The 25518-nt window shown below is 58.8% G+C and carries 20 protein-coding genes, 1 other RNA gene and 2 pseudogenes; 8 read left to right on the top strand and 15 right to left on the bottom strand.

Annotation, left to right across the window (positions count from 1 at the left end; all coding sequences use genetic code 11):
- Positions 1–2: 2 nt before the first annotated feature.
- Genes ACF8E5_RS08300 through ACF8E5_RS08290 form a run of 3 tightly spaced genes read left to right on the top strand, consistent with a single transcriptional unit; the run spans position 3 to position 5157 of the window.
- Positions 3–1487 carry an N-6 DNA methylase gene (locus ACF8E5_RS08300; protein WP_392475117.1) on the top strand — a complete coding sequence of 495 codons (1485 nt, stop codon included), beginning with the start codon at positions 3–5 and terminating at the stop codon, positions 1485–1487.
- Positions 1484–3157 carry a restriction endonuclease subunit S gene (locus ACF8E5_RS08295; protein ID WP_196125417.1) on the top strand — a complete coding sequence of 558 codons (1674 nt, stop codon included), beginning with the start codon at positions 1484–1486 and terminating at the stop codon, positions 3155–3157. Before ACF8E5_RS08300 ends, ACF8E5_RS08295 begins: the two co-directional genes overlap by 4 nt.
- Positions 3158–3186: 29 nt before the next feature.
- Positions 3187–5157: a DUF262 domain-containing protein gene (locus ACF8E5_RS08290; protein WP_196125415.1), complete on the top strand. Its 1971-nt coding sequence runs from the start codon at positions 3187–3189 to the stop codon at positions 5155–5157.
- Between the two features lie 430 nt (positions 5158–5587).
- Here ACF8E5_RS08290 and ACF8E5_RS08285 read toward each other — a convergent pair.
- From ACF8E5_RS08285 to ACF8E5_RS08275, 3 genes and pseudogenes are all read right to left on the bottom strand, one after another.
- A pseudogene (locus ACF8E5_RS08285) lies at positions 5588–6738 on the bottom strand (IS3 family transposase).
- 62 nt (positions 6739–6800) lie between these two features.
- Positions 6801–7004: pseudogene (locus ACF8E5_RS08280) on the bottom strand (integrase arm-type DNA-binding domain-containing protein); the annotation flags it as partial.
- Between the two features lie 950 nt (positions 7005–7954).
- A complete protein-coding gene (locus ACF8E5_RS08275) occupies positions 7955–8182 on the bottom strand; it encodes a helix-turn-helix domain-containing protein (protein ID WP_392475116.1) in 228 nt (75 codons plus the stop codon).
- 194 nt (positions 8183–8376) lie between these two features.
- Here ACF8E5_RS08275 and ACF8E5_RS08270 point away from each other — a divergent pair, with 194 nt between their 5' ends.
- Both ACF8E5_RS08270 and ACF8E5_RS08265 read left to right on the top strand, forming a co-directional pair.
- Positions 8377–9114 carry a hypothetical protein gene (locus ACF8E5_RS08270; RefSeq protein WP_392475115.1) on the top strand — a complete coding sequence of 246 codons (738 nt, stop codon included), beginning with the start codon at positions 8377–8379 and terminating at the stop codon, positions 9112–9114.
- Positions 9115–9592: 478 nt separating this feature from the next.
- Complete coding sequence (locus ACF8E5_RS08265; protein WP_392475114.1) at positions 9593–10519, top strand: DUF5655 domain-containing protein; 927 nt, start codon at positions 9593–9595, stop codon at positions 10517–10519.
- 11 nt (positions 10520–10530) lie between these two features.
- Here ACF8E5_RS08265 and ACF8E5_RS08260 read toward each other — a convergent pair whose 3' ends face one another.
- From ACF8E5_RS08260 to ACF8E5_RS08250, 3 genes are all read right to left on the bottom strand, one after another.
- Positions 10531–11295 carry a hypothetical protein gene (locus ACF8E5_RS08260; RefSeq protein ID WP_392475113.1) on the bottom strand — a complete coding sequence of 255 codons (765 nt, stop codon included), beginning with the start codon at positions 11293–11295 and terminating at the stop codon, positions 10531–10533.
- 327 nt (positions 11296–11622) lie between these two features.
- On the bottom strand, positions 11623–12276 hold the full coding sequence (locus ACF8E5_RS08255) for a helix-turn-helix domain-containing protein (RefSeq protein WP_196125402.1): 654 nt from the start codon (positions 12274–12276) through the stop codon (positions 11623–11625).
- Between the two features lie 14 nt (positions 12277–12290).
- A complete protein-coding gene (locus ACF8E5_RS08250; RefSeq protein WP_196125401.1) occupies positions 12291–12860 on the bottom strand; it encodes a recombinase family protein in 570 nt (189 codons plus the stop codon).
- A gap of 599 nt (positions 12861–13459) precedes the next feature.
- Between ACF8E5_RS08250 and ACF8E5_RS08245 the strand changes: the two genes are divergently transcribed.
- Positions 13460–13645, top strand: a complete 186-nt coding sequence (locus ACF8E5_RS08245) for a hypothetical protein (RefSeq protein WP_196125399.1) — start codon at positions 13460–13462, stop codon at positions 13643–13645.
- Between the two features lie 23 nt (positions 13646–13668).
- Here ACF8E5_RS08245 and ACF8E5_RS08240 read toward each other — a convergent pair whose 3' ends face one another.
- The 8 genes from ACF8E5_RS08240 to ACF8E5_RS08205 all read right to left on the bottom strand — a co-directional run bounded on the left by ACF8E5_RS08240 (position 13669) and on the right by ACF8E5_RS08205 (position 21134).
- Positions 13669–15489 carry a DUF6538 domain-containing protein gene (locus tag ACF8E5_RS08240; RefSeq protein ID WP_392475112.1) on the bottom strand — a complete coding sequence of 607 codons (1821 nt, stop codon included), beginning with the start codon at positions 15487–15489 and terminating at the stop codon, positions 13669–13671.
- 113 nt (positions 15490–15602) lie between these two features.
- Positions 15603–15994: a transfer-messenger RNA gene (gene ssrA, locus ACF8E5_RS08235) on the bottom strand.
- Between the two features lie 98 nt (positions 15995–16092).
- Positions 16093–16383, bottom strand: a complete 291-nt coding sequence (locus ACF8E5_RS08230; RefSeq protein WP_058605955.1) for a hypothetical protein — start codon at positions 16381–16383, stop codon at positions 16093–16095.
- Positions 16384–16617: 234 nt separating this feature from the next.
- The gene (locus ACF8E5_RS08225) at positions 16618–16986 is read right to left on the bottom strand and encodes an antibiotic biosynthesis monooxygenase (protein WP_027915438.1); all 369 of its coding nucleotides are present in this window, start codon (positions 16984–16986) and stop codon (positions 16618–16620) included.
- Positions 16987–17043: 57 nt separating this feature from the next.
- Positions 17044–17739: a glutamine amidotransferase gene (locus ACF8E5_RS08220; protein WP_392475111.1), complete on the bottom strand. Its 696-nt coding sequence runs from the start codon at positions 17737–17739 to the stop codon at positions 17044–17046.
- Positions 17740–17775: 36 nt separating this feature from the next.
- Positions 17776–18837, bottom strand: a complete 1062-nt coding sequence (locus tag ACF8E5_RS08215; RefSeq protein WP_392475110.1) for a 2Fe-2S iron-sulfur cluster-binding protein — start codon at positions 18835–18837, stop codon at positions 17776–17778.
- Positions 18834–19796 (bottom strand): diiron oxygenase, encoded by a 963-nt coding sequence (locus tag ACF8E5_RS08210; protein ID WP_392475109.1) that lies wholly within the window; start codon positions 19794–19796, stop codon positions 18834–18836. Before ACF8E5_RS08210 ends, ACF8E5_RS08215 begins: the two co-directional genes overlap by 4 nt.
- A gap of 123 nt (positions 19797–19919) precedes the next feature.
- Positions 19920–21134 carry an MFS transporter gene (locus ACF8E5_RS08205; RefSeq protein WP_392475108.1) on the bottom strand — a complete coding sequence of 405 codons (1215 nt, stop codon included), beginning with the start codon at positions 21132–21134 and terminating at the stop codon, positions 19920–19922.
- 256 nt (positions 21135–21390) lie between these two features.
- On the opposite strand from ACF8E5_RS08205, the gene ACF8E5_RS08200 reads away from it, so the two are divergent.
- Complete coding sequence (locus ACF8E5_RS08200) at positions 21391–22689, top strand: serine hydroxymethyltransferase (protein WP_392475107.1); 1299 nt, start codon at positions 21391–21393, stop codon at positions 22687–22689.
- Positions 22690–22698: 9 nt separating this feature from the next.
- On the opposite strand, the gene ACF8E5_RS08195 is transcribed toward ACF8E5_RS08200, so the two are convergent.
- A complete protein-coding gene (locus ACF8E5_RS08195; protein WP_196185697.1) occupies positions 22699–24195 on the bottom strand; it encodes a PLP-dependent aminotransferase family protein in 1497 nt (498 codons plus the stop codon).
- Between the two features lie 131 nt (positions 24196–24326).
- Here ACF8E5_RS08195 and serC point away from each other — a divergent pair, with 131 nt between their 5' ends.
- Positions 24327–25409: a 3-phosphoserine/phosphohydroxythreonine transaminase gene (gene serC, locus ACF8E5_RS08190; RefSeq protein ID WP_182140080.1), complete on the top strand. Its 1083-nt coding sequence runs from the start codon at positions 24327–24329 to the stop codon at positions 25407–25409.
- The last annotated feature ends 109 nt before the right edge of the window (positions 25410–25518 follow it).

Raw genomic sequence — 25518 nt, 5'->3', positions numbered from 1 at the left:
GCATGTCCATCAGCTCCACCATCAAATCCATCCAAGACATCATGCGCAAGGACGTTGGCGTCGACGGTGATGCGCAGCGTATCGGCCAGCTTGTGTGGATGCTGTTCCTGAAAATCTTCGACGATCGCGAGCAGGAGTGGGAGCTGCTCGATGACAACTACCGTTCGCCGATTCCGGAGAGCTGCCGCTGGCGCACTTGGGCGGCCAACCCGGAAGGCATCACCGGCGATGCCCTGAAGGATTTCATCGACAACAACCTGTTCCCACAGTTGCAGAACCTCCACGAATACAGCACCACGCCGGCTACCTACGTGGTGCGCGGCGTGTTTGAGGATGCCTACAACTATATGAAGTCCGGCCAGTTGATCCGCCAGGTGATCAACAAGATTCAGGAAGGGGTGGACTTCAACAAGGCGCAGGAGCGCCACGCCTTTGGAGACATGTACGAGCAACTGCTGCGCGACCTGCAGAACGCGGGGAATGCCGGTGAGTTCTACACGCCCCGCCCGGTCACCGAATTCATGGTGCGCATGGTCGACCCAAAGCTGGACGAAAAGGTCATGGACCCGGCCTGCGGCACCGGCGGCTTCCTCACCTGCAGCATTGAGCACAAGCGCAAGCGCTATGTGCAAACCGCCGAGGACGAGCGCGCCCTGCAGGCGAGCATCTTCGGCGTGGAGAAAAAGCCGCTGCCGCACCTGCTGGCCACCACCAACATGATCCTGCACGGCATAGAAGTGCCCAACCAGATCAAGCACGACAACACCCTGGGGCGCCCGCTGATCAGCTGGGGGCCGGCTGAGCGGGTCGAGTGCATCGTCGCCAACCCGCCGTTCGGTGGCATGGAAGAAGACGGCATCGAAACCAACTTCCCCACGGCCTTCCGCACCCGCGAAACCGCCGACCTGTTCCTGGTGCTAATCATGCACCTGCTCAAGGACGGCGGCCGCGCCGCCGTGGTGCTGCCCGACGGCTTCCTCTTTGGTGAAGGCATCAAGAGTCGCATCAAGGAAAGGCTCCTGACCGAGTGCAACCTGCACACCATTGTTCGCCTGCCCAACGGCGTGTTTAACCCCTACACCGGCATCAAGACCAATCTGCTGTTCTTCACCAAGGGCACACCGACCAAGGACGTGTGGTTCTACGAGCACCAGTACCCGGCCGGTTACAAAAGCTACTCCAAGACCAAACCCATGCGCGTCGAGGAGTTCGCCGTCGAGGAAGCCTGGTGGGGCAGCGAGGCCGATGGCTTTGCCGCGCGGCAGGAGAACGAGTTCGCCTGGAAGGTCAGCTTCGACGAGCTGCAAAACCGCAACTGGAACCTCGACTGCAAGAACCCTCACGTCGGCGAACAGATCAGTCACGATCCGGACGAACTGCTGCGCGACTACGCCGCGCTGCAAGGCGAGATTGGCGAACTGCGCGACCAGCTCAAGGCTGTGCTGGCCGAGGCCTTTGCCGCTCAGGCGGCGGAGCGTGACGCATGAGCGCCGTGTTGACCGACAATCTGCCGCTGCTGGCCGGCGCGCCCAATGGCATCAAGAAGCTGCGTGAGCTGATTCTGGAGCTGGCGGTGCGCGGTAAGCTGGTGCCGCAAGATCCGAGTGATGAGCCGGCCAGTGAGTTGCTAAAGCGGATTGCTGAGGAAAAAGCGCGGCTTGTGGCGCAGGGGAAAATCAAGAAGCAGAAACCGTTGGCTGGCGTTGAAGAGGCAGCACTACCGTTTGAATTGCCAGTGGCCTGGGTTTGGGCTCGTCTTGGCGAAATTACCAACTTTGGTACTACAACCAAAAAAGACGAAATCCCAGATGACGCTTGGGTGCTCGATCTTGAGGATATTGAGAAAGACACTTCAAGACTTTTACAGAAGGCTCGCTTTTACGAGCGTAACTCTCTCAGTGACAAGAACAGCTTCGTTAAAGGCGATGTGCTCTATGGCAAGCTCCGTCCGTATCTGAATAAGGTTCTAGTAGCTGAGGATGACGGATTTTGCACAACCGAAATTCTCCCGTTCAGGTGCCACGGACCTTTTGTAGCGCACTACTTTATGGTCGCGCTGAAAAGCCCGTACTTCCTCAGCTATGTGAATGCTAAAAGCTACGGTATGAAAATGCCTAGGCTAGGGACTGAAGACGGTAGGCAAGCCCTTTTCCCTCTACCCCCTCTCGCCGAACAACACCGCATCGTCGCCAAAGTCGATGAGCTGATGGCCCTGTGCGACCGGCTGGAAGCGCGGCAGGTCGATGCCGTCAGCGCCCACGTCCAACTGGTGCAGGCGCTGCTGGGCAGCTTGACTCAGGCCAGCGATGCAGAAGACTTTGCGCAAAGCTGGCAGCGCCTTGCCGAGCACTTCCACGCCCTACTCACCACCGAATCCAGCATCGACGCCCTCAAGCAAGCCCTGCTGCAACTGGCCGTAATGGGCAAGTTGGTGCCGCAAGATCCTAGCGATGAACCGGCGAGTGAATTGCTGAAGCGGATTGCCGAGGAAAAGACGCGCCTCATCTCCGAAGAAGGCCTTCGAACGACAGCAAGAGACGATGTCCCAGAGGCTGAGCACTACTTCAGGCTGCATACCGGTTGGGCGTCCTGCCGGCTTGGCAACCTTGCTCGTTTCATTGACTACCGGGGCAGGACACCTACAAAAACATCATCTGGCGTACCGCTCATTACTGCCAAAAATGTGCGTCCAGGATTCATCAGTAGAGATCCTCAAGAGTTCATTGCTGACACGGACTACTTGTCTTGGATGACAAGAGGCTTTCCACGGGTTGGAGACATGCTTTTCACAACCGAAGCTCCAATGGGGAACGTGGCGATAATTGATATTGCTGAGCGTTTTGCACTGGCTCAGCGCGTGATTTGCTTCCAACTGCATGAGCTGGAAACGGGCCCATTCCTGAAGCTGGCCCTGATGTCCTCTGGCTTTCAGGCGCAGCTTTCAGATGCCGCCACAGGTATGACCGCCACTGGTATCAAATCCTCTCGCCTCAGAGAAATACCAGTTCCGATACCTCCGCTCGCAGAACAACACCGCATTGTCGCCAAAGTCGACGAGCTGATGGCCCTCTGCGACCAACTCAAAGCCCGCCTTAACCAGGCCCGGCAAGTGCACGAGCATCTGGCCAGTGCGCTGGTCGAGCAGGCCGTGGCCTGATTTAACAAGAGCACTGATAAGGATATCCTATGCGTCCCGACAAGAAAGCCGTCACCGACCTGTTTACCGAGCGCGCGCAGTACCTGATCCCCTTGTTCCAGCGCGGTTACGTGTGGACGCTGAACGAGCAGGTGCAGCCGCTCTGGGAAGACCTCGTTGACCGCCTGGAGGCTATCGTCCAGCATCAGGCCGATGCGGCCATGGTCGGGGCTGGCCGGCTCAGGCCGCTACGTAGGCACTTTCTCGGCACTGTGGTGATCGGCAGCCTCAAGGGCGGCAGCAGTGATGCCGTGGGCAACCGCGATGTGATCGACGGCCAGCAGCGCATCACCACCCTGCAGATCCTGCTGCTGGCGTTTCGCGACCTGGTGGCGCCGCTGGATGACGAGGCGCTGAGCTACGACCTCAAGCCGCTGACGCAGAATATCGGTAAGTACCGTCAGAGCAGCGATTCGCTCAAGGTGCTGCCGACCAATGTCGGCCGCGATGTGATGCAAGCGCTGGCCGAGCTGGGCAGCGCGGAGAAGGTTTGCGAGCGCTTCCCGGCCAAGGTTGGTCGGCAGTATCAGGAACGCCCGGCGATGGTGCGTGCCTACCTGTTCTTCCACGCCATGCTAGCCTGCCACCTGCGTGGCCTGCGCTACGATGACCCGTTGCCGGGCGCCGCGGCGGATGAAGAGCGCACCGTGGCCCATGCGGTGATTCGCTCCATCGACGCGGACAGCCAGCTGAAACTGCCTGGCGCCGACCTACCGCTGCAGGTTGAGCGCGCCCATGCGCTGCTGGTCACCCTGCGCGAAGGCTTCCAGATCATGTCACTGGAGCTGGAGGACGAGGACGACCCGCAGATTATCTTCGAAACCCTCAATGCCCGGGGCGCGCCGCTGTTGCCGAGTGACCTGATCCGCAACTTCATCTTCCTCCACGCCACCCGCAACGGCGAGGACGTAGATGAGCTGTATCACCAGGGCTGGCAGCATTTCGACGAGACGGTAGACACCAGCACTGGCAAGGGCGCCAAGTTCTGGAAGCAGCAGGAGCGGCAGGGCCGCCTGAAGAACTCGCGACTGGACCTGCTGCTTTACCACTACGTGGGCATGCGCAAGTGCGAGGATCTGAAGGTGGCCCACGTATTCAACGAGTTCAAGGACTGGTGGCAGGATGAGTCGCGCGACACTCAGCGCGAGCTGGCGCGCATCACGCACCTGGCGGGGTATTTCCAGACCTTTATAGTGCCGGGGCAGGCGAGTCGCCTCGATCTGTTCTGCCGGCGTCTGAAGCTGTTGGATGTATCCACGGTGACGCCGCTTGTGCTTTATCTACTGGAGCACCATAAGCCGGACTCCGCGGAGCTCCTGCAGGCCATTGGTGATCTGGAGTCTTACTTGGTGCGCCGCTTTATCTGTGGCTACACCACCAAGAGCTACAACCGCACCTTCCTCAACCGCTTGCTGGCGGAGATGGTGCGCGAGCAGAAGACCGATGCCGCGACCCTGCGCGACAAGCTGCTGTCCCTGCAGGGCGACAGCCAGTGCTGGCCGGATGACGAGGCCTTCGCCCGTAACTGGTGCCATCGCGCTCTTTACCAGGGCCGCAACACCAGCAAGGTCCGTGCGGTTCTCGAGGCGCTGGAGCTGTCCATGCGCGGTAGCAAGCAGGAGACCCTAGTGCTACCTGATGGCCTGACTGTGGAGCATGTATTGCCGCAGAAGTGGCAAACGAACTGGCCGCTCGCCGAGGACACACCAGAGAACCAGGAAAGGCGCCGCCGCCTACTGCACAGTATTGGCAACCTCACACTGGTGACCCAGGCCTTCAACTCCGCCCTGAGCAACGAACCCTTTGCCGTGAAGCGGCAGGAGATCGTGACCACCAGTCTGCTGATGCTCAATATGCACTTCCAGGCGTTTGGTGAGAACGATGGCTGGGAAGAAGAGCAAATCGTGTCGCGCGCCGACAAGCTGTTTTCCTATGCCCTGAGCCTCTGGCCTAGGCCGTAATCCCCTCAACGTTGAGTTTTTGTAATTACGTCTTGGATGACTTGAAATGTGGGATCTTCTAAAGCTTCTCTGACCGGATTTTTCGTTGCTGTTCTCAGCAGAAACCAATGGCGTCAGTGCCTGGCTATGGATTGCTACGGCAGCAATCTTCTCTATTTCTGTGATATTCGTCGGGCTTTACGTAGTGTCTTGGAGGAGCGATAAGCTGCTGGTCACAAAAAGTTGGATGGCGATCGGCACCAATTCTTTAGCATTTCGTCGCCCATGCTGACGGCATTTTGCCTTTATGCCAGTAAGGTTGAAAGAGTGGATTTTGAACAGGTTCACTCAGCGATAGAATGTCCACGCTAAGATAGTTGAAGGGGAACAGAGAGCCCTGTGGACTGCCTACTCTCGATTCGAGCGTCAGATCTGAATCGCCCCTCGTTTCCTAGACACTCTCCAAGCTCAGGAAATAGCGTTTCTCATACTCTATTGGAGACAGCTGCATAGCACTGCTGTGTCGGCGTTTAGGGTTATAGAACATTTCGATGTAATCGAAAATATCACTTCGGGCTTCTCCACGGGTTGTGTAGATCTTTCGTCGGATTCGCTCCCGCTTCAAAAGCTGGAAAAAGCTCTCGGCTACGGCCTTGTCGTGGCAGTTTCCCCGCCGACTCATGCTGCTGATTACATTGTTAGCCTTCAAGAAACTTTGCCAATCTGAGCTACTGAACTGACTACCTTGATCTGAGTGAATCATCACTTGCTGATGTGGCTTGCGTCGCCACACAGCCATCAACATTGCGTCGATAGCCAGGTCGCTGCACATCCTTGGCTTCATTGACCAACCAATTACTTGGCGTGAAAACAGATCCAACACTACCGCCAGATAGAGCCATCCTTCATAGGTGCGGATGTAAGTGATATCTGTCACCCAGACCTTGTTTGGCTCACTGACCTTGAACTGCCGCGCGAGATGGTTGGGCGAGGCCACTGTTGGGTTTCCACCGTAAAACCCTGGACGCCGCCGATAGCCCGTTTGCGAACGCAGCCCCTCCGCCTGCATCAAACGCCCGACTCGATTTCGTCCGCATTCCTCTCCCAGCTCACGTAGGTCATCGTGAATTTTGCGGTAGCCGTACACACCTCCGCTTTCTAGTCAAGCGTGCTTGATCAAGCCAAGCAGACGTTGATCTTCTTTTGCTCGGGCAGATTGAGGTTCGGCCAGCCAGGCGTAGTAGCCGCTGGGGTGCACCTTGAGGGTTTGGCAAAGACGCCGCACCGGGTAATCAGTCGAGTGCTTCTTGATGAAGGCGTACTTCAGCCGCACTCCTTGGCAAAGTACGCGGCGGCCTTTTTTAGGATGTCTCGCTCTTCAGTCACGCGCTTGAGTTCAGCGCGTAGCTTGCGTAATTCGGCCTGCTGATCGTCGTCTTGCTGACGCTGCTCTTGGGGCTTGCTGTAGACCTTGATCCAGGCGTAAAGGCTGTGCACGGACATGCCCAGGCGCTGGGCGACATCGGCGACAGATTTGCCTTTTTCGGTCACTTGCTTGACCGCTTCGATCTTGAATTCTTCGGGGTAACGCTGACGACTCATGGCACCTCCTATTTGGGCCTCATTATGAGGCTTGGAGGTGTCTACGAAACCAGGGGCGATTCAAGCGAGACTTCGGGGAAGGTTCCCAGTCCCATGTTGATCCGCTTCTTCGTCACTGGGTGTCGATAGTTGAAGTTCCACAGCTTGGAACCATTGCTTCTCACTCGCATTTGAAGTCCACCGCCATCAAATAGGACGTAGTCCTTTTCAGCAGGCTTCGCAGATTTGACTTTGAGTTCAGAGAGGCGTGTAGCTTGTGCGCACATTGGCATTCCAGACTTGATTTTGGCATTCCAAAAATTAGCCCTACGGGCTTGGAATGCCATTTGGAATGCCAAAAGGTGTAGCTGCTCATGGACGTCCGTGGACGCCGAGGGCGTAGAAAGCCGCGTATTTACTGGCTTTCAGACACAAAAAAAGACGTCCGTGGACGTCTTTAGATGTAAATTTGGTGGAGCCGGGGGGAAATTAACCTTACACAGCTGCTTCACTTAACCCCCTGAATTCCTTGCCTTCAACCCTGACGCCTGTACTGCAGTGTCACACCCTGGTGGAGCTGAGTGATGGTAGAACGCTGACCATACGATTTCCGTTCCTGCTCCACAAGGTGGGGGCATATAAAATGCTTTAGGAGGAGTTGAACCGCCGTCCGAGATGTCGACCAACAATGGGGCTGATAGGGGGCGTCATGAATTCCAGAGATGACCCTCGGTCAGAGGCGGTTCAAGCTGCTAACCTAGAGGGCTGTGAAGCGTAAGCAAAAATTGTTCGCCCCTTTTGGCATAACCTCTGAAGGCTCGATTGATGTCAAGGAACAGCAGTAAGTCAGGCGCACTTGTGTTGAAGGTGTTTTTCGCCTTGCTAGTGATGGGTGTATTGGCTAAGGCCGTTCAGCTGTTGGTAATCGCTGGCGTCCTACTTTTGCTTTACTGCCTGGTTCGAGCGCCCGGCCCTACGCTTGTTTTTCTTGTGATTGGGCTGATAGGGGCTGCTCTAGAACGAGTGCCTGACAAATTCATACTGATGGGCTTTGGCGCTGTGTGTCTCGCGTGGATCGTAAGAATACTCAGAAAAAAAGAGCCGATCGTAGCGGCTGAATCGGGCAGTCAGCCGTTGATAACAGATGCTCGAAAGGGAGTTGAACCGCCGTCCGTAGAGTAGCGAGCAGAAGGTCTAAGGTGAATGCCATGGCAAAGGAGAGGAAATGTTGCTGGCGCTATTCGATCAGAAGCTCTGAGGGCGACACATCGAGCGCTGAGGCAAGCCGTTCAATGTTATAGATGGTCACGTTCTTCTCCGAGCGTTCCAGCATCCCAATGTAGGTGCGGTGAACTCCGGCGCGCTCAGCCAGCGCCTCCTGAGAAAGGCCAAGTTCTAGGCGCCTGCGTCTAACGTTCGCTGCAAACACGGCAACGAGTGGGCAGTCTTGAGGTTTGATAGTCATGCTTGCAAATGTGATTGCCTGCATACTATGGTTCTACATACTAAAGTTAGCACTGTGCGCCGGGTAGCTAATCCGGGTGCAGCACGAGCTGCTGCGGTAAGCTTTCAGGCTGCTGCTTTGTCAGGCCGACGGTCGATCAGCAGTGCTCGTGATGGAAAATAACCTCAAACGGCTAAGACCAAGGAAGCGGGGATATGCGAGTTAAGTTTCTAGTTTTTCCCTTCATGTTTGTATCACTCAGCCAATTGCTTTCAGGTTGTGCAGCTCAGATCGCTGCGCAAAATGCAATGCTTGATCAATGTATGGAGAGAAATATACACGGGGCGAGGTATGTAAGCGGGCGCACGCTGCCGAGTGAAGTTGTCAAAATCGCACATATGGAATGTGAGCATGAGTTCTTCAAGGGAGGTATGGGCTCTAGTCAGCAGCCGAAGATGAGTCTAGAGCAAAGGCGCGCCTATGAGCAGTTGGCTAGTAACAAAATCTCTCAGTCACCGCGCTACAGATTTTCAGTAAAGAATGATAAGTACAAGAACGAAGTTTCCGTTAGTGGGATTGACTACATCTCGAATTCAGGGTCGTCAGAAAACTACTACACCAAAGCCATTCTTTCAGCCCAGAAAGTCGAGGGTGGGAGGGTAAGGTACTACATCGAGGTCTTGCGTAGCGGTTTAGAAAAGGCGGAACTAAAAGTTGCTTATTTCAAAGGTGGAAACAAACTGGATGCGAGCCCTGTTGGCGGCGATGTCAATTGTGTGAATAGAGTTTTCTGCTTCTGGACGGAAGGGGCGGTGGTTGAGATTCCTCAAGATTTTTTGTCCGGTGGAAAACCTCTTGACTTTAAGCTGTCCGGTCGAGTTGATAGCGATTCCGTTGAGATTCCCTCAGATTACATCTCTATGTTTATGACTGAAGTTAGCAAGGCTATGTAATGATGACATGAACGCTAGGGGCAGCTTCAACTGGCCTTTTAGGATTAACTGTTGAACTTTCCCCTTTGTATGCCAAGTAGGGCTATCGTCGCGCCAGCGGCTCTCTGAGGGCTCTATCGGGGCTCTCAGGCGAGTCCTGTGAGGGAGCGGTCGCGATAGAGGCTGCTCACCCAGCTCCTGCGGGCTCGTCAGGCCGGTCTCTCTGCCGCGATATCAACGCTCTGCCTCCCGTCTCAATTGAGCGGAAATGAAGGTTTATTTCCCTGGAGGTAGGTCGTAGGCGCCAACCAATGCCGGGTTGATCTGCACCGACAAACCATTTTTGATAGAGTAGAAGCACCAGCGAATCGCTGAGCTACCGGCTCGCAAGTTAATGATGCGCTGGCTGAAAGTTAGACAAGAGGTGGCGATGACTGACATAAGTTTCAGCATCGCCTAGTCAAATTATTACGGGCAGGTTACTAACAAGGTTGATCGCATGAGTGATATTCAGCTTTTTCGCCTGAGCGCGGCAGGCGGTGCTTGTGAGTTGCCGGGTCGTGCAGTCGCGATAGAGAGACAGCTACAAAGTTTGATCGAAGCACAGATGGAAACCTTTCTCGGGGTGCGCTTTATTGCGACCGAGTACACCACCGGTAAAACCCACAAAGGCCGTATCGACTCTCTGGGCTTAGACGAAAACGGCTGTCCTGTGATCATAGAATATAAGCGCCACAGCAACGAGAATGTGATTAATCAGGGCCTGTTCTATCTTGACTGGTTACTGGATCATCAGGCCGAGTTCCGCTGGCTGGTGATGGAAAAATTGGGTAAGGATGCAGCCGATCAAATTGAGTGGAGCGGCACGCGACTGTTATGTATAGCTGCAGACTTCACCCGCTACGACCAGCATGCCGTACAGCTGATTCAACGCAACATTGAGCTCATCCGCTACAAGCTATTTGGAGATGATCTGCTTCTGCTTGAGCTGGTCAATGTGGTGAGCGTGGCGGACACCACCGCCACAGCTAAGTCTGTGGACAGTGACACAGTAAAACCAGCATCTATCAGTAAGGACAAGACCTGGCAGGAGCAGCTAGCCCAAGCTCCGTCAGAAATCGTTAGACTCTTCGAGCAGACGACTAGCTACCTGCACTCCCTCGGTGATGATGTTCAAGAGAAGCCTCTGAAGCTCTACTTGGCTTTCCGTCGCCTGAAAAACTTCGCCAGCGTAGTGGTGCAATCTAAGCGGCTACAGCTTTACCTCAAACTCAATCCAGATTCAGTCGAACTTATCGAGGACTTCAGCCGCGATGTGCGCGCCATCGGCCACTGGGGCACCGGCGATTTGGAACTGAGCCTGCGCACCCAGGCGGACTTGGAAAGGGCCAAAGCGTTGATTGAGCGTAGCTATCAGGAGAACTAGACCTGAGCGCTTCACTCGGTCTTTGTGGGCGCGTAAAGGCTTTCAGGGGCATCCTGGATGATCTCTAGTGCAGTCAGTCCCGCGATTCTCCCCGAGTACCAGCGTTTGGCTTCACGCCTCAATTGGGCGGAAATGAAGGTCTGTTTCCCCGGTGGCAGCTCGGAAGCGCCAGCTAATGCCGGGTTGATCTTCACTGACAATCCATTTTTGACAGCGTAGAAGCTCCAGCGAATCGCAGAGTGTCGCGGGTCTCGCTCAATCTGTTCACCGGGCGCCTGGAACATCAGGTCAGAATCTGCCTCTCCTTTGATGGCTTGCAGGGCCATGCGAAGAGGTGTCTTCCCCGTAGCGGAGAATCCGGCTGGACCGATGATCAACCCATGCAGGTGCCAACGTCTGCGGCTGGACTCATCAGCAAGGCCTGCTGGCGCTTTCTCGATACCATACAAAAACTGCGCGCCAGCACCCACTGCTTTTGGAATGCGTCGGGTGAGCTCATCCCGGACGTATTGCAGTGCGGTCTCGTCACCATTGTCGATACGGTCGCTGAGCTCCTTGCTGAGGATGAGAGTGAAGGTCTTGAGCTCCCAGCCCTTTTTCTTTGCTATCCAATACAAAGGGGTCGCTGCTGCTGCAAGCTTGGTGTACTCGTCAGCCTGTCTCCAAGGCTTCAGCATGGTCTCGCTGGGGATGGGTTGATTGAGGAGCGTCTTGGCTTTCACCCCTCGCTCAGGGAGGTGGGGATTGTTGTTCGTTAACATAATCATCTTGGCCATGGCGAATTCCTTCGCATGCACCGCCGTTCCTACGGTTGAGGGCTGTTTGAGAGGTCGTGGTTTTACGGGTTTTTGCTTCAGGGGCAAAGTAAGGCCGGAATCATCCGCACCGTGAGCAGCACGAGAAAGAGACGCCGAAAAGCTACCTGTGAGCTCGTCTGAGAGGGGATCCTGCTCTAGGGTAGGGGTGGGGGCGATTTCGCGTTTCGTGCTCATAACGGGCTATCAGGCCTCTCAGCGAGGGTGATTTTCAAAATTGTGATCTATTGGATGAGACCAGGGTGTTCGATACTTACACTGATTTCTAAGACTTTGACACCTACCCGGTCATGAACCGGGCAAGATTGGATCAGAACCTTCGCTGACAATGTCGTCGTCATGGTGCTGTAGTTGCGCGAGGCGTCTGCTGTCGAGCCAGCGCAATGTCTCCAGCTCGTCCTCAACGCCTTCAAGGTTCCCTTCGTGTTCGGCCTCTTCTAGCCGCTGCTGTGCGCGCATCTCTGCGACGTCTGCGTCATCCATGATGTGTATTTTCAACTCTGGAAGCTCTTCTATGTCGAGAGCTTGGTTCAGCTTCTCTAGGGGGAGGGCACGTCGTGTTACATCCTGCGTCAGCTTGAGCGCAGTGGATGCAGCTGCAAGCCCCCTGAAAACGATAGGATCAGCTGGGTCAAGAATTTCAAGAGCGCTCGCCAACTTGGTCCGGATCTGCTGATTCAGCGCCAGCTCTTCAACCACCAGTGATGCTGCTGTTTGCTGTACGGCGTCCAAAGAGAATGCTGCGGTGAGTAGCTCCTCCCTCGCCCTCTCTATCAGGGCCTGTGTGGACGCCCCCGGAACGACCTTGTTTGCTTTGAGGATGCGCTGCGCTGTACTAATACTGATGTTGAGCCTGCTCGCGATTGCTGGAATCGTAAAGCCAGCCTCGCGCAGGATGACAGCCTGAGCAGTTTGATCCGGTGTCTTCTTTTTACCTGGCATCGAGCACCTCCTGCTCAGATCTTGTTCCAATGACGTTTGACTGTAGCAATACCGATTTTGAGTTCGGCTGCCACTTCTGCCTGTGTCATGTTCCTGGCCTTAGCCTTCAGCACAGCCTTGGTGGTATCAACTGCTTCAGGCCGCCCCAGCTTCTTACCTTCGGCTTTTGCACGCTTCAAGCCTGACTGTGTGCGTTCGATCAACAAGTCCCGCTCAAACTCTGCCACGGCCCCTAGAACCTGCATGGTCATTTTTCCTGCCGGACTGGTCAGGTCTACACCACCAAGGGCAAGGCAGTGAACACGGATACCAGTGGCTGCCAGTTGCTCGACTGTCTGTCTGACATCCATGGCGTTGCGACCAAGGCGGTCCAGTTTGGTGACGATCAGTACGTCCCCTGATTCCATCTTCTCTAACAGCTTCTGGAAGCCAGGGCGCTCACTTACAGGAATGCTTCCGGAAATAGTCTCTTCAGTTACTCGACCGGCCTGTACGTCGAAGCCGGCGTTCTTTACGTCTTGTACTTGGTTCTCTGTGAACTGGTTTGACGTACTCACGCGGCAGTAAAGGAAGGTACGAGACATCGGCATCACCAAGGGGTCGTTTGATGAGCCGTTATTTGCAGCATTGCTCTATGCTGGCCCTTCTTCATGCTTGAGTCGCGTTCGACCTTGGGGCACTTTAACCGGAGGGTTGAAGGGGGTAGGGAATGGCAAACCTTTACGCGGACAGGAAATGGGCGGAGTTCCGGGAGCAGGTGATAGAGCTCGATGGTGGCGAATGTGTGAGCTGCGGTCGGTCAAGGTTGGGCGGCGTTGTATTACAGGTTCACCATAAGCGCTATGTCTGGGGGCGCAAGCCGTGGGAGTACGACCCTATTGATTGTGAGACCCTCTGCCGGGGTTGTCATGCTCGGGAGCATGGCGAGATAAGGCCGAACACCGGTTGGGAATACGTTGGCGAAGATGATTTAGGAGACCTCTTCGGAAGCTGTGAGCTCTGCGATACGCCCATTCGGTATGTGCATTACGTGCAGCATGAGCATTGGGAGCAGATAGGAGTAGGTACTAACTGCTGTGACAATTTGACTGGCACGCAAGAGGCCACTGAGTATCGCAAGCGGTTAGGCCGGCTTAGGCGATTCATCACCTCTTCCAGATGGAATAGTGATGGTGACAGGCACATGATCAAGCAGGATGGTCTGAGCGTTGCTGTCCTCCCTGTTCAGGGTGGCTACAGGCTCGTTATTGATGATGTTCAAGGGGCGAAAAAATACGAAAGCTTGCTGCTTGCTAAGGAGTTTGCGTTTGACTTCATCGACAGCGGGCAGGCTGCTGAATATATGAAGCAGCGAGGGCTCAGGGGGTAAGTCACCTGAGCCTTCTTGGGCGTTTACACGGTTCTAGGATGCTTGCGGCGGTGGCTTGCGATGCCCTTAGTGAGTACGCTCCCAAGCCGATCAACAAAGTCGACTTGGTAGCTGGTGAGCCGCTGAATCGCTGCTGGGATCGGCAACAGCGTCAGGGCTGCGAGCATTTGTTCTATAGTCGCTCCCATATCATAGTGCCTGCCTGCGACGGTAACAGGTGCATGGCCGGTGATGGCATCGACGGTTGACTGGTGTACGGGCATGCCATCACGTTGGGCATTGGCTAGATTCGTCTCTAGTGTGTGTCGGAAGGAGTAGATGCTTTTGCCGTCATGGGGTACGTGGACGCCAATAGTAACTAAATAGCCTCTGGGCTTTTCGTTAAAGAATTTGCCCGCACTCTTGGCCCAGCCTTCCTTGTTGTGTTCAGTTTCGTCATCTCGTGGGGGTAGGTGGGTGAGGCCGTCACCAATCAGTTTCTTCTGCTTTGCTTGTCGCTGGCCGTTCACATACTCAAGAAATCCCAGCTCCAATAGGCGGGGATGAATTGGTACTAGCCGCGCTTCGCCGGTTTTGATCCGCTTCGCCTCGGGCGTCTCTATGTCATCGGCACAGAAATCGAAGCATGGGTGCCCGTCCACATTCTTGATATCAGCAGTGTCGAGTTGTGCGATCTCATTTGTTCGAGCGCCTGTGAAATAACCCACCAAAGGAAGCCAGAACCAAAATGGGTAAGCTTTTGTTCGCTCGGCTGGGGCTGGGCCGCTGTAGATGTAGCCGGAGAAAATGTCAGCGTCTGTGAAGGCGACGCCATCGCGGCTGCGTTTTGTCTTCCTCTCCTCGACTGGTTTGATGATCAAGTCGTCAGCTTTGACGGTGGTCAGGTCAAGGAAGCGAGCATGCTGTTGAATTTGCTTCATTGAGCCGATGAGCGCAGATACGCGCTCGTGCCCGGTCATCTGCTCCGGGTCTTCAGTCAGAAGCTGATCAAGTGGGGTTGGCGATGGTGCTATGGAAGCGGCAGCGCCAGCTTTCATCCTGCGAGCAGCATCGTAAGCAGCTTGCCAGTCCTGTTTGCTCAGCTTGCATACGGGCTTGTGCTGGGTGAGGACGGTCATAACCCTGGCTCGGCGCTTTCTTTCTTCCAGGGTGCCGCCGTGGTTCGCCTGCCCACCCGTCGACGAGGTATCAGCCCTGTCTCGCGCTAACTGGTGCTCCCACACCTGATAAAGCGTCCAGTCAGCCATTGCCGGATCATGGATTGGTAATGGCTGGCGCTTTTCTTCAGCACCGGCATGGTCACCAACGGGAGCGAGCTTGCGGAGCACCAGTTCATCCCGAAGCTTCGGTAGTATCGCCCGTAGTTCGGTTGCTAGGTAGGGTTGGGAAAGCTCCAATAGTTGTTTCGCCAAAGCCTCATGCTCGTGCGGAATCGGACGGTCATAGGCCCCAGTCAGAAGTCGTGCCACTTCTCTCCGGCGTAGGCGAGCCTCAATCTCTTCGTTTGAAAGGATTGGCTCAGCGGGTTGGCTGTCATCCTTAGGGCTAGAGAAGTCTGGAAGGCGCTCTATCGCTGGGAGCAGCTCCAGAATCTCCTCGTAATCGGCCTCAGAAAGGCCAAGCTCATCGCGTTTTATCACGCTTACCACCTTGTCAAAAGCTGACTCAAACCTTGCGACAAGCTGCCGGGCTCGTTTTTGGGCCAAGCGACGGCTGTCGGTTTTCAGGGTTCGTCTGATCTCCCGCTGTCCGTTAAACAGCACACGCAGAGAGCACGGGATGACAATACGGAAGTAGAACGTTCCATGACGGTTAAGCGTCAGGTAGGAAGGGGATGGTTTCATGCTAGGCACCGGATGATGCCCCACAGCAATGTCACACGTCAGTGTCACACCTACCGATTAGGCAGGCTTAGAAACGGCAAAACCCCAGCAAAGGGGCTTTGTCAAGGATTATTTGGTGGAGCCGGGGGGATTTGAACCCCCGTCCGCCAGTACTCCGCTGTCGGTACTACATGCTTAGCCGTGTCTACTGAGTTAATCCGCAGCCGCCCGACGGGCAGGGTGCTTTGGACGAGTTGGGTAAGTTTTAGTCGCTTTGCCCCCAACGTGCTACACGACGATCCTGTTCTGTATGACAATCACTTCGGGTTTACAGGCATCCCCTGGTGATTGCTGGAGCCGAAGCTACCAGGAGAGCGGGCTCAGCTGCTTACGCAGCGAGAGCGTAGCCCTCGTAGTTTTCGTCATTGGCAACTATAGAAAGTTGCAACAGTGGATTTACGAGTTCTGTTACCAACTCGGCATGCACCTAGAGTTTCGCTACCGGCGTCGAATCCTAATCGGCCCCACACTAGCTCTAAGCTAACGCACCTTACGGCACGTGAACCGGAGTATACGGCATTGCGCGGGCGGCGTCGACAGCTGAGCGCTCACCCGCGCCATGCATCAGGCGCCGCCGCTGCTCGAGCCGCTGCCTTTGTTGGTTTTATCCAAACGTTCAACAACTTTGCTGGTGATTTCGATGCATTTCTTGGTGTCGCCGGAAGCCTGGGCTTGCTTGGCTTCGTCCACCTTGTTCTGGACGGCGGTGTCCAGGCCTTCGGAGGTAGCACCGGCGGTGGCCATGCTGTCGTTGATTTTCTGCAGGTTCAGGGCGCACAGGTCGTCGGCAGCGAAGGCCGGCGAAGCGAGCAGGGTAGCGGCCGCGAACAGGGCCGAAAGCGCGGTACCTTTCATGGGAGTCTCCTCTGTGGCCTCTGGTAGGTGGGCCTGTAAAGGTGGACTGTGCCGTTTGGCTGACAGTTCCGTTGTGATGGTGGCGGGATGGCATGAGGGTTTGTGGCGGGATGTTGCTGGGGTGTGGGGAGGGGGGCGTCGGGATGGGTATGACTCATTGGCGGGGGAAGGGGCCGCTTTGCGGCCCATCGCGGCGCGAGGCCGCTCCCACGGGGAGAGTGGCCTCGTCGGGGGTTAGGCTACTGGGCAGGCGGTTGGGCGGGTGCCGTCTACGACTTCGTTGTAGGGGGCTTGGTCGCGGTCGCGTAGGCCGTAGTCGCGAATCACTGAGGTGACGCGGACGCGGTAGTCGTCGAAGATTTTGTCGCGGCCGGCGCGTTGGGCGGAGAGGTGGGCGGTGACGTTGCGCCACTGCACCACGGCTTCTTCGTCGCGCCAGGTGGTCACCGACATCACTTTCTTGGGGTTGAGGGTGCTCTGGAAGCATTCCACCGAGATGAACCCTTCCATGGGCTTGAGCAGGGGGGTGAGCTTGTTGACCAGGTCTACGTAGGTTTCGCCCTGCCCGGGCAGTGCTTGCAACTCGAACAATACGACGATCATGGGTAGTGCCTCATCCTTGATGACTTTGTTGTTTTCATGCGGTGCTGGTGCAGCGGGTTACTTCAGGTTGGCAAGCCAGGCGCGCATCACGCGGGCGGCGGCCTGGGTCAGGCGCTGGCCGAGTTCGGCGGCGGCCGAGCGCAGGGCGATAGGGTCCAGGCCGGTCTGGCCGACTTCGTTGGCGTGGCCTACCAGCCACTGCTCGATGCGCGCGGGGTCGGCTTCCAGATGGCATTGCAGGCCCAGGATGCGGTTGTCCACGGCAAACGCCTGGTGCGCGCAGATGTCGGTCTTGGCCAGCAGCACGGCGCCCTCTGGGATGTCGAACTGGTCGCCGTGCCAGTGCAGCACGGGCACGTCGCCCAGTTCGGCGAGCGGCGATTGCTGGCCTTCGGCGGTGAGGGTAAGGGGCGAGAAGCCAATTTCCTTGACGCCCATAGGGTAGACCTTGGCGTTCATGGCGCGGGCGATCAGTTGTGCGCCCAGGCAGATGCCCAGCATGGGTTTGCCCGACTCGACGCGCTGGCGCACCAGCTCAAGTTCGGCCTTGAGGAAGGGGTAGGGCTTTTCGTCGTAGGCGCCGATGGGGCCGCCCAGCACGATCAGCAGGTCGGCCTGCATCACCTGTTCGGGGTGAAGGGTTTCGACGGTGGGGTCGATGTAGGTCAGGCTGTAGCCGGCTTCGTTCAGGACGGGGGCCAGGGTGCCGACGTCTTCGAAGTGAATGTGGCGCAGTGCGATGGCTGTCTTCATGTGCAAACCCGATGATGAAAGAAGTAAGGGCGCGGTTTACGCCGTGGGGTTAAGGTCGACTTTGATCGTACCGGCCTTGGGGAAGGTGCAGCAGGCCAGGGCATGGCCGTCGCGCTTGTCCTGGTCGGTCAGGCAGAAGTCGGGTTCGACGCTATACTCGCCTTCCGACACTTTCAGCCGGCAGTGGCCGCAGATACCGGCGCGGCACAGGCTGCGCACTTCGATGCCGCTGGTTTCCAGCATCTCCAGCAGGCTCTTGCCTGCGGCGGGCTCCAGCACCTGGTCGTTGTGCTGAAGGTGCAGGCGCAAGGGGCTTTCGGCCTGGGCATTGTCTGGCGTGGCCGGGGCAGAGGCGGCTGGCGGGGTGAATGATTCGATCAGCAGGGGGCAGGCGGGGAACAGCGCCAGCAAGTGCTCGCGCATGCCCTGGGCAAAGCCGTGGCTGCCACAGATCACCACGCTGTCCGGGTTGCCCAGTGCTTGGAGGTCCTGGGCTTGCGGGCGGCCGGCCTTGAAGTGGCCTTTGCCGTGTACTGTTTCGCGGGTGACGAATATCTGCAGGTCGAACCAGGGGCAGCTCAGTTCCAGTTGCAGCAGTTCGTGCAGGAACGGGATGTCGGCAATGGACGGCACGCACAGCAGCAGGCTGACCTGCGGCACGCTCAGGCCGCGCTGGGCGCGCTCGTGCAGCCCGCGCAGCAGGGCGATGGGCAGGGTGATGCCGATGCCGCCGGCCAGCAGGCCGACGTGGCGGCAGGCCTGGACCGAGGCCAGGGTGATGTCACCTGCGGCGAACTGCACGTCGAAACGCGAGCCGGGTTGGCAGGTGGCGTGCAGCTGGTCCGAGACCCCGCCGCGCCCTTCGCGCTTGATCGCCAGCTCGAACTGGTCGTTGCCGAGCCTGCGGGTGATGGAGTACAGCCGTTGCTGGCGGGCGCCAGACAGGTCCGTTGCCTGCAACGCCACGTGCCGGCCGGGCACCAGGTCTGCCAGAAAGGCGCTGGAGGCGTTGAGCACGCGCAGGCCGAATACCTTGATCTGCGCGGTCTCGCTGCTGACGTGCTCGCACACGGCTTCGAAGCTGGTTGGGGTACTCATGCGCTAGCCCTCTCGCGCAGTTGTTCGACGGCCTGTTCGGCGCTCTCCAGGCCGTTGCCGGCCAGGCCGATGCGGTTGACCAGGGCTTCGAGGGAGTCGGTGTAGACGCTGATCTCGTTGTTGTCGCCCACGTCGTGCAGGATCTCGTTGCCGTTGGGCAAGCCCAGCATGTCGAACACCCGCGCCCAGGCGCCCATTTCGTTGTTGGCGAACATCTGCACGGTGCGCAGGATGATCGAGCGCAGGTACAGGCGTTCCTTGCGGGTCAGGCCGTTGACGATGTCGGTGGCGACGAAGCTGAATACGCTGGAGTGGCTCCACTCGTCCATGGCGTGGGTGCGGGTGACTTCGTGGCAGACCGACTGGATGGTGCTGTCTTCGGCCATGGTCTTGAGGTAGTCGGTGATCAGCGTTTCGCTGGCGCAGGCGATGCCGAAGCGGGTCAGGCGGCGTTCCCATTCGGCGGTGCAGTTGGCCAGCAGCGCTTCGCGCCAGGTCACCAGGTTGAAGGCGCTGAAGTCCAGGGGGGTAAGTTGGCGCATGTCATAGATGTAATTGCAGGCCATGATCGACATACGGGTATGCAGGGCTTCATTGAGCAGGGCTTGTGACATCACATCTTGCAGCAGTGCGCGGTTATGGCTTTGCGGCGGGGTCTTGATAATGTCTTCACACGCCGGCACTACCACATTGCATTCAATATAGATGGTCTTGAGGTTATAGATGCCCCAGGCGTAGGACATGCACTTGGACTGCAAGTCCTTGGGGGCTTCAAGCCAGGCCTGGTGGTTGCGAAACGGTAGCAGTGAATGGCTGAAGTCGTTCTTGTTGGCATCGAACGCCAGGCCCCAGTAGTCGGGCTGTGGCTGGTTTACAGCAGCGCGGGTTTTCCACAGGGTTGAAAGTTTGGCCAGCATGCCCTTAACTGCATCATCGGTACCGCTATGGTTAACATCCATGTTAAAACTCCAGGCTATCGGTTGTAGTTGTTAAGTTTGATTACGCCGGTGTGGTTGCACGCGCAGGTGCGGGCGGCGCCCTTCAAGTTTGCGGTACAAATGTTTCGTTATTATTGCTTCAAGTCATTTAAATGAAAGTTGCAGGGCAGTGACTTTGCGCTGCCGCGCCATTACCCATTCCTGCAGCAATGTCAGGGCCACGGTCAGGCCCATGAACGCGGCACTTGCCCAGAGAATCGCGTTGGGGTGGCCCTGGTCCAGCAACCAGCCGAACCCGACCGGCCCGATGGCACCGCCGATGTTGAAACCCGTGGACACGATGCCGAAGGTTTTACCTTCTGCTCCTTTGGTGGCGGCGGCCCGTACCAGCATGTCCCGTGACGGGGCGATCACGCCGGTCAAAAAGCCTGCCACGCCCAGCACGGCGAGCAAGAGCGGCTCGCTCAGGCCCGCCGTGGCTACCAGCAGCATCAGCACGCACGCCACCCCAAAGGCACTGGCCGCCACCACTCCGTGACGCTGGGTGCGGTCGGCCAGTGCACCGCCTGCCAGCACGCCGAAGGCGCTGGCGAACAGAAAGGCAGTCAACGCCGAGTTGGCCCAGTACAGCGCCACGCCCTGGCCTTGCATCAGGGCCGCGACAGAAAACTTTTCGATGGCCCCGGTGCTCAGGTTCAGCAGCACGAACAGCAGGGTCAGGCTGATGATCATGGGCGAGAGCAGTGCCACGCGTTGCGCCTGCACGGGCTTGGGTGCCGGGGCGGGCGGCGTGTCACTGACCTGGGCCAGTGCCGAGCCGGGTATCAAGAGCAGGGCCAGTGCTGCAAAGCCCACCAGCGCTGCGGTCGCAAAGGCCATGGCCGGGCCGCTGGCCACCGCCACCCCCAGCAACAACACCGGGGCCACCGCCGCGCCCAGAAAACCTGCAAAGGTGTGCACCGAAAACGCCTTGCCGATGTGCGCAGGGTTGATGTGCCGCGACAGCAGGGCGTAGTCGGCAGGGTGGTAGACGGCATTGGCCACCCCCGCCAGTGCCATGCCCACCAGCAGGCAGGTGTAGCCGGGCAGCAGGGCAATGAGCAGGAAGCTGCAACTGCCCAAGGCCAGGGCCATCAGCAGCAGGCGCCTGGCGCCATGGCGATCGACGGCGAAGCCCATGGGGGCCTGCACCAGCGCAGTGACGATGTTGAACACGCTGAGGGCCAGGCCCAGCGCTACATAATCCACGTTCAAAAAAGCAGGCAGCAGCGGAAAGAGCGCCGCCAGCACCATGATGTGCAGGTGGCTGACAAAGTGTGCTGCGGCGACTTGCGGCAACAGGCCGATACGTATCGTCATGGTGAAACCTGTAGGGGCATGAGCTGAGTCGGCGCAGAGCTTAATGAGGCTATGGTCTTGTCGGGTAGTCCAGTTAATGGCATTAGGCCAGACCACTTTGGCCCATCTTTCGCGCGTTCTGGCATGCCCAGGGCAGACGCCTGCTTGCCGGGCCAGGACAGGTGGTCTGCAACAGTGCGGGCAACCGGTACGGCCGCAGGCGCCGCAGGCCGCTAGGGTAGTGCGGTTATTGCCGGCGTTCAGACAAGGAGTACACATGCCGCATTTCGCTTATAAAGAGGGCCACGCGCTGCCGGGCATCAGTGCCGCTGCGCTGCCGCAGGTGGACAGCGAGGTGTGGACCGCCATCGATGCCGAGCGGCTGCGCCAGGTGCAGTCCATCGAGTTGATCGCCGCCGAGAACGTGGTCAGCCGCGCCGTGCTCGAAGCGCAAGGGTCGGTGCTGACCAACAAGTATGCCGAGGGGTATCCGGGGCGGCGATATTACGCCAGCTGTGCCAATGTGGATGTGGTCGAGGACCTGGCCACCGAGCGGGCCCGGCTGCTGTTCGACTGCAGCTACGCCAACGTGCAACCCCACTCTGGCAACCAGGCCAACCAGGCGGTGTTTCTGGCGCTGCTGGAGCCGGAGGACAAGATTCTCGGCCTGGACCTGAAGTCGGGCGGGCACCTGTCCCACGGCGCGGCGTTCAACGTGTCCGGGCGCTGGTTCCAGGCGGTCAGCTACGGTGTGCACCCGCTGACGCACCTGGTCGACATGGACCAGGTGGCGCACATCGCCCACCGTGAGCGGCCACGGCTGATCATCGCCGGGGCGTCGGCTTACTCACGCGCGCTGGATTTCGCCCGTTTCCGCGCCATTGCCGACGAGGTGGGAGCGTATCTGATGGCCGACATCGCCCACGTCGCCGGGCTGGTCGCAGGCGGCGCCTATCCTTCGCCAGTGCCCCATGCCCACGTCACCACCCTGAGCACCCACGCGACCCTGCGCGGCCCGCGCGGAGGGATGATCCTGTGCAACGACCAGACCCTGGCGCGCAGGATCAACGCGGCGGTGTTCCCCGGCCTGCAAGGCGCTGCGCTGATGCACACAGTCGCGGCCAAGGCCGTGGCCCTGGGCGAGGCGCTGCAACCGGGCTTTGGCCCCTACGCCCATGCGGTAGTGGCCAATGCCCGGGCCTTGTGCGGGCGGTTGGCCGAAGGCGGCTTGCTGGTGGTATCGGGCGGCACGGACTGCCACCTGGGGGTGATCGACCTGCGGCCCTGGGGCCTTGCCGGTAACGCCGCCGAAGGCGCGCTGGAGGCGATTGGCATCACCGTCAACCGTAACGTCGTGCCCGGTGACGAGGTCAAGTCCAGCGTCACGTCGGGCATTCGCCTGGGCAGCGCGGCCTGCACCTCCCGGGGCATGGGCGAGGATGAGTTCCGCGAGATAGGGGACATGATCCTGGCCATGCTCGGGGGTGTGCGCAGCGGTGCCATGGACAGCCGCACCGAGCGCTCGATCCGCGAGGGCATCTTCGACCTGACCCGGCGTTTCAAGCTGCCTTACTGAACCCGGCGCTCAAAGCTTGAGGGCGTTGGCCAGGCGCAGCATGGCCGCTTCGATCTCGTAGGCCGTGAGCGAGGAATACCCCAGCAGCCAGCCATGGCTCTGTGGCTCGCCCAGGTACAGGCTGCTCAGGCCCGACAGCTGCACGCCGGCTGTGGCCGCCTGGCGAATGGTCTTTTCTTCGGACCAGCCTGGCTTGAGCAGGCAGGGGATCTGCAAGCCACCTGGCGGCAGGTGGGCGGTGACCACCGGGCTCAGGTACTTGGCGATGGCATCGTGCATCACCGCCCGACGCCCGGCGTACAACTTGCGCATGGCACGCACGTGGGCGTTGTAGTGCCCGTCCTCCATGAATCGCGCCAAGGTCAACTGCAAGACCTGCGGGGTGTGGCCATCCATCATGCTGCGGGCATAGGCGAAGGGCTTGACCAGTTCGGGCGGCAGCACGATGTAGCCCATGCGCAGGCCAGGGTAGAGGGTCTTGCTGAAGGTGCCGATGTACAGGGTGCGCTGGTACCGGTCCAGGCCCTGCACGCAGGCGGTGGGCTGGCCGTCGTAGTGAAACTCGCTGTCGTAGTCGTCCTCGATGATCCACTTGGCTTTTTGTGCGGCCCAGTTGATCAGCTCCAGCCGGCGCTCCAGGGGCAGGGTCGCGCCCGTGGGGTACTGGTGCGAGGGGGTGACGTACACGCAGTTGGCGCCGCTGCGGTCGGCGAACAGCAGGTCGGTGCGGATGCCCCGTTCGTCCACGTCGATGGGCAACACCTTGGTTTCGGCGATGGCGAACGCCTTGCGGGCGCCGTAGTAGCCAGGGTTTTCCAGCAGGATGGGTTTGCCGGCATCTACCAGCAATTGCGCGCACAGGTACAACGCCTGGCGCGTACTGCTGAGCACCAGCACTTGGTCGGGTGTGCACGTGGCCCCGCGTTCGAGGTTCAGGTAGGTGGCGATGGCCTTGCGCAGGGGTTCGGCGCCTTGTGGGTCACCGTGCAGCAGGACGCTGGCGCGGTAGTCCTTGACCACCTGGCGTTGCAGCCGCTCCCAGACGTCGGTGGGGAAGCTACGGGTTTCCGGCAGGCCGGTGGCGAAGGCCTTGATCACTTGCTGGTCACGCACGCCACCGGTCTCGAAGATCATGCGCCCGCGTTGGCTGAGTTCGGCGCCGGGCGCGACCACGCTGCGCCGCACCTCTTGCGTGCGTTGCCGGCGTGGCCCGGCCCCGCGCAATTCGGCGCCCACCGTGTCGCACACGTAGCTGCCCGCGCCGCCGCGGCGCACGATGAAACCGTCCCGGTGCAGCTGCACGTAGGCGTTTTCGACGGTATCGCGGGCACAACCCAGGGACTTGGATAGCACACGGGTGGAGGGCAGTTTCAGGCTCGGGCCCAAGGCGCCATCCAGGATCAACGCACGCAAGGCGCGCTGAATGCGCTGGTGCAGGTCCAGCAGCTGAAATTCGGCGTCGTTGAGCCGAATCTTCAGGGTGTCCAGCGCGAAGGTCTTCGCCATGTGGTCTGCTCTCCATCCATGAACTGGCAGGTAAGGGCAGGCCAGTTTATCCGTAGACTCCGCCCTTCGCCAGCCAGGCCAGGCCTGGTATTCACCGCGTCGGCGCGTTCACGCACAGGAGTCCACCCCCCATGGCACGGTCACACAATTTCAGCGCAGGCCCCACCGCAGTCCCCCTGGAAGTGCTCAACCAGGCGTACGACGAGTTCCACGATTTTGCCGGCACGGGCATGTCCATCATGGAGATGAGCCACCGCTCGCCCATCTTCCGCGCCATTGCCGAGCAGACCGAGGCCGACCTGCGCGAGCTGCTGGAGGTGCCGGCGCACTACCGGGTGCTGTTCGTGCAGGGCGGCGCTTCGTTGCAGTTCGCCCAGGTGCCCATGAACCTGGCCGGTGACAACGGCAGCGTGGACTACCTGCACACCGGGTTGTGGTCGGGCAAGGCGATCGAGGCGGCGCGCCAGTATTGCGAGGTACGTGTGGTCGCCAGTGCCCAGGGCACCGGTTTTGACCGGGTGCCGGCGGTCGAGGGCTGGCAGCTGAACCCGAAGGCTGCCTACCTGCACTACACCGAGAACGAAACCGTACACGGCGTGCAGTTCGCCGAGCCGCCCGCCAGCGAGGCGCCGCTGGTGTGCGATGCCTGTTCGAGCCTGCTGTCCAAGCCCATCGACATCGCCCGCCATGGCCTGGTGTATGCCGCCGCCCAGAAGAACATGGGCGTGGCCGGGCTGACGGTGGTCATCATGGACCCGGCGCTGCTGGACCGCTGCCACGGGTTCACCCCGGACATTCTCAACTACGCGTGTATCAGCGATGCCCAGTCGATGCTCAACACGCCCGCCACCTTCCCCTGGTACCTGACCGGCCTGACGTTGCAATGGATCAAGCGCAGTGGGGGCTTGCAGGTGCTGCACCAGCGCAACCAGACCAAGGCCAGCCTGTTGTACGAAACCCTTGACGGCAGCGACGGCTTCTACCGCAACCCGGTGCAGCCGGCCTACCGCTCGATCAATAACGTGCCGTTCCGACTGGCCGATCAAGCCCTTGAAGCGGCTTTCCTGCGCGAGGCCGAGGCGGCCGGGCTGCATGGCCTGAAGGGCCACGCCAGCGTCGGCGGTATCCGCGCCAGCCTGTACAACGCCATCTCCGTCGAAGCGGTGGCCGCCCTTTGCGAATTCATGGGGGCGTTCGCCCGCAGGTACGGTTGAGTGCACTGAAAGTGGTCTGGTCTGCCTAGGCGAAGCGTCGGGGTAAAACCAGCCAATCTGCGGCTATAAATGACTGCCTACCGCAGCCGGATACAGCGTCTAGCAAGGA

It is taken from the genome of Pseudomonas sp. WSY_20 (genome assembly GCF_043104335.1).
GTDB classification, from domain to species: domain Bacteria; phylum Pseudomonadota; class Gammaproteobacteria; order Pseudomonadales; family Pseudomonadaceae; genus Aquipseudomonas; species Aquipseudomonas parafulva_B.
The sequence above is the reverse complement of the archived record's forward strand: the minus strand, read 5'-3'. Positions and strand labels throughout refer to the sequence as shown.

Coding starts and splice junctions, on each gene's coding strand:
- ACF8E5_RS08300 (WP_392475117.1), top strand. CDS start 3: ATGTCCATCAGCTCCACCATCAAATCCATCCAAGACATCATGCGCAAG.
- ACF8E5_RS08295 (WP_196125417.1), top strand. CDS start 1,484: ATGAGCGCCGTGTTGACCGACAATCTGCCGCTGCTGGCCGGCGCGCCC.
- ACF8E5_RS08290 (WP_196125415.1), top strand. CDS start 3,187: ATGCGTCCCGACAAGAAAGCCGTCACCGACCTGTTTACCGAGCGCGCG.
- ACF8E5_RS08275 (WP_392475116.1), bottom strand. CDS start 8,182: ATGACTATCAAACCTCAAGACTGCCCACTCGTTGCCGTGTTTGCAGCG.
- ACF8E5_RS08270 (WP_392475115.1), top strand. CDS start 8,377: ATGCGAGTTAAGTTTCTAGTTTTTCCCTTCATGTTTGTATCACTCAGC.
- ACF8E5_RS08265 (WP_392475114.1), top strand. CDS start 9,593: ATGAGTGATATTCAGCTTTTTCGCCTGAGCGCGGCAGGCGGTGCTTGT.
- ACF8E5_RS08260 (WP_392475113.1), bottom strand. CDS start 11,295: ATGGCCAAGATGATTATGTTAACGAACAACAATCCCCACCTCCCTGAG.
- ACF8E5_RS08255 (WP_196125402.1), bottom strand. CDS start 12,276: ATGCCAGGTAAAAAGAAGACACCGGATCAAACTGCTCAGGCTGTCATC.
- ACF8E5_RS08250 (WP_196125401.1), bottom strand. CDS start 12,860: ATGTCTCGTACCTTCCTTTACTGCCGCGTGAGTACGTCAAACCAGTTC.
- ACF8E5_RS08245 (WP_196125399.1), top strand. CDS start 13,460: ATGATCAAGCAGGATGGTCTGAGCGTTGCTGTCCTCCCTGTTCAGGGT.
- ACF8E5_RS08240 (WP_392475112.1), bottom strand. CDS start 15,489: ATGAAACCATCCCCTTCCTACCTGACGCTTAACCGTCATGGAACGTTC.
- ACF8E5_RS08230 (WP_058605955.1), bottom strand. CDS start 16,383: ATGAAAGGTACCGCGCTTTCGGCCCTGTTCGCGGCCGCTACCCTGCTC.
- ACF8E5_RS08225 (WP_027915438.1), bottom strand. CDS start 16,986: ATGATCGTCGTATTGTTCGAGTTGCAAGCACTGCCCGGGCAGGGCGAA.
- ACF8E5_RS08220 (WP_392475111.1), bottom strand. CDS start 17,739: ATGAAGACAGCCATCGCACTGCGCCACATTCACTTCGAAGACGTCGGC.
- ACF8E5_RS08215 (WP_392475110.1), bottom strand. CDS start 18,837: ATGAGTACCCCAACCAGCTTCGAAGCCGTGTGCGAGCACGTCAGCAGC.
- ACF8E5_RS08210 (WP_392475109.1), bottom strand. CDS start 19,796: ATGGATGTTAACCATAGCGGTACCGATGATGCAGTTAAGGGCATGCTG.
- ACF8E5_RS08205 (WP_392475108.1), bottom strand. CDS start 21,134: ATGACGATACGTATCGGCCTGTTGCCGCAAGTCGCCGCAGCACACTTT.
- ACF8E5_RS08200 (WP_392475107.1), top strand. CDS start 21,391: ATGCCGCATTTCGCTTATAAAGAGGGCCACGCGCTGCCGGGCATCAGT.
- ACF8E5_RS08195 (WP_196185697.1), bottom strand. CDS start 24,195: ATGGCGAAGACCTTCGCGCTGGACACCCTGAAGATTCGGCTCAACGAC.
- serC (WP_182140080.1), top strand. CDS start 24,327: ATGGCACGGTCACACAATTTCAGCGCAGGCCCCACCGCAGTCCCCCTG.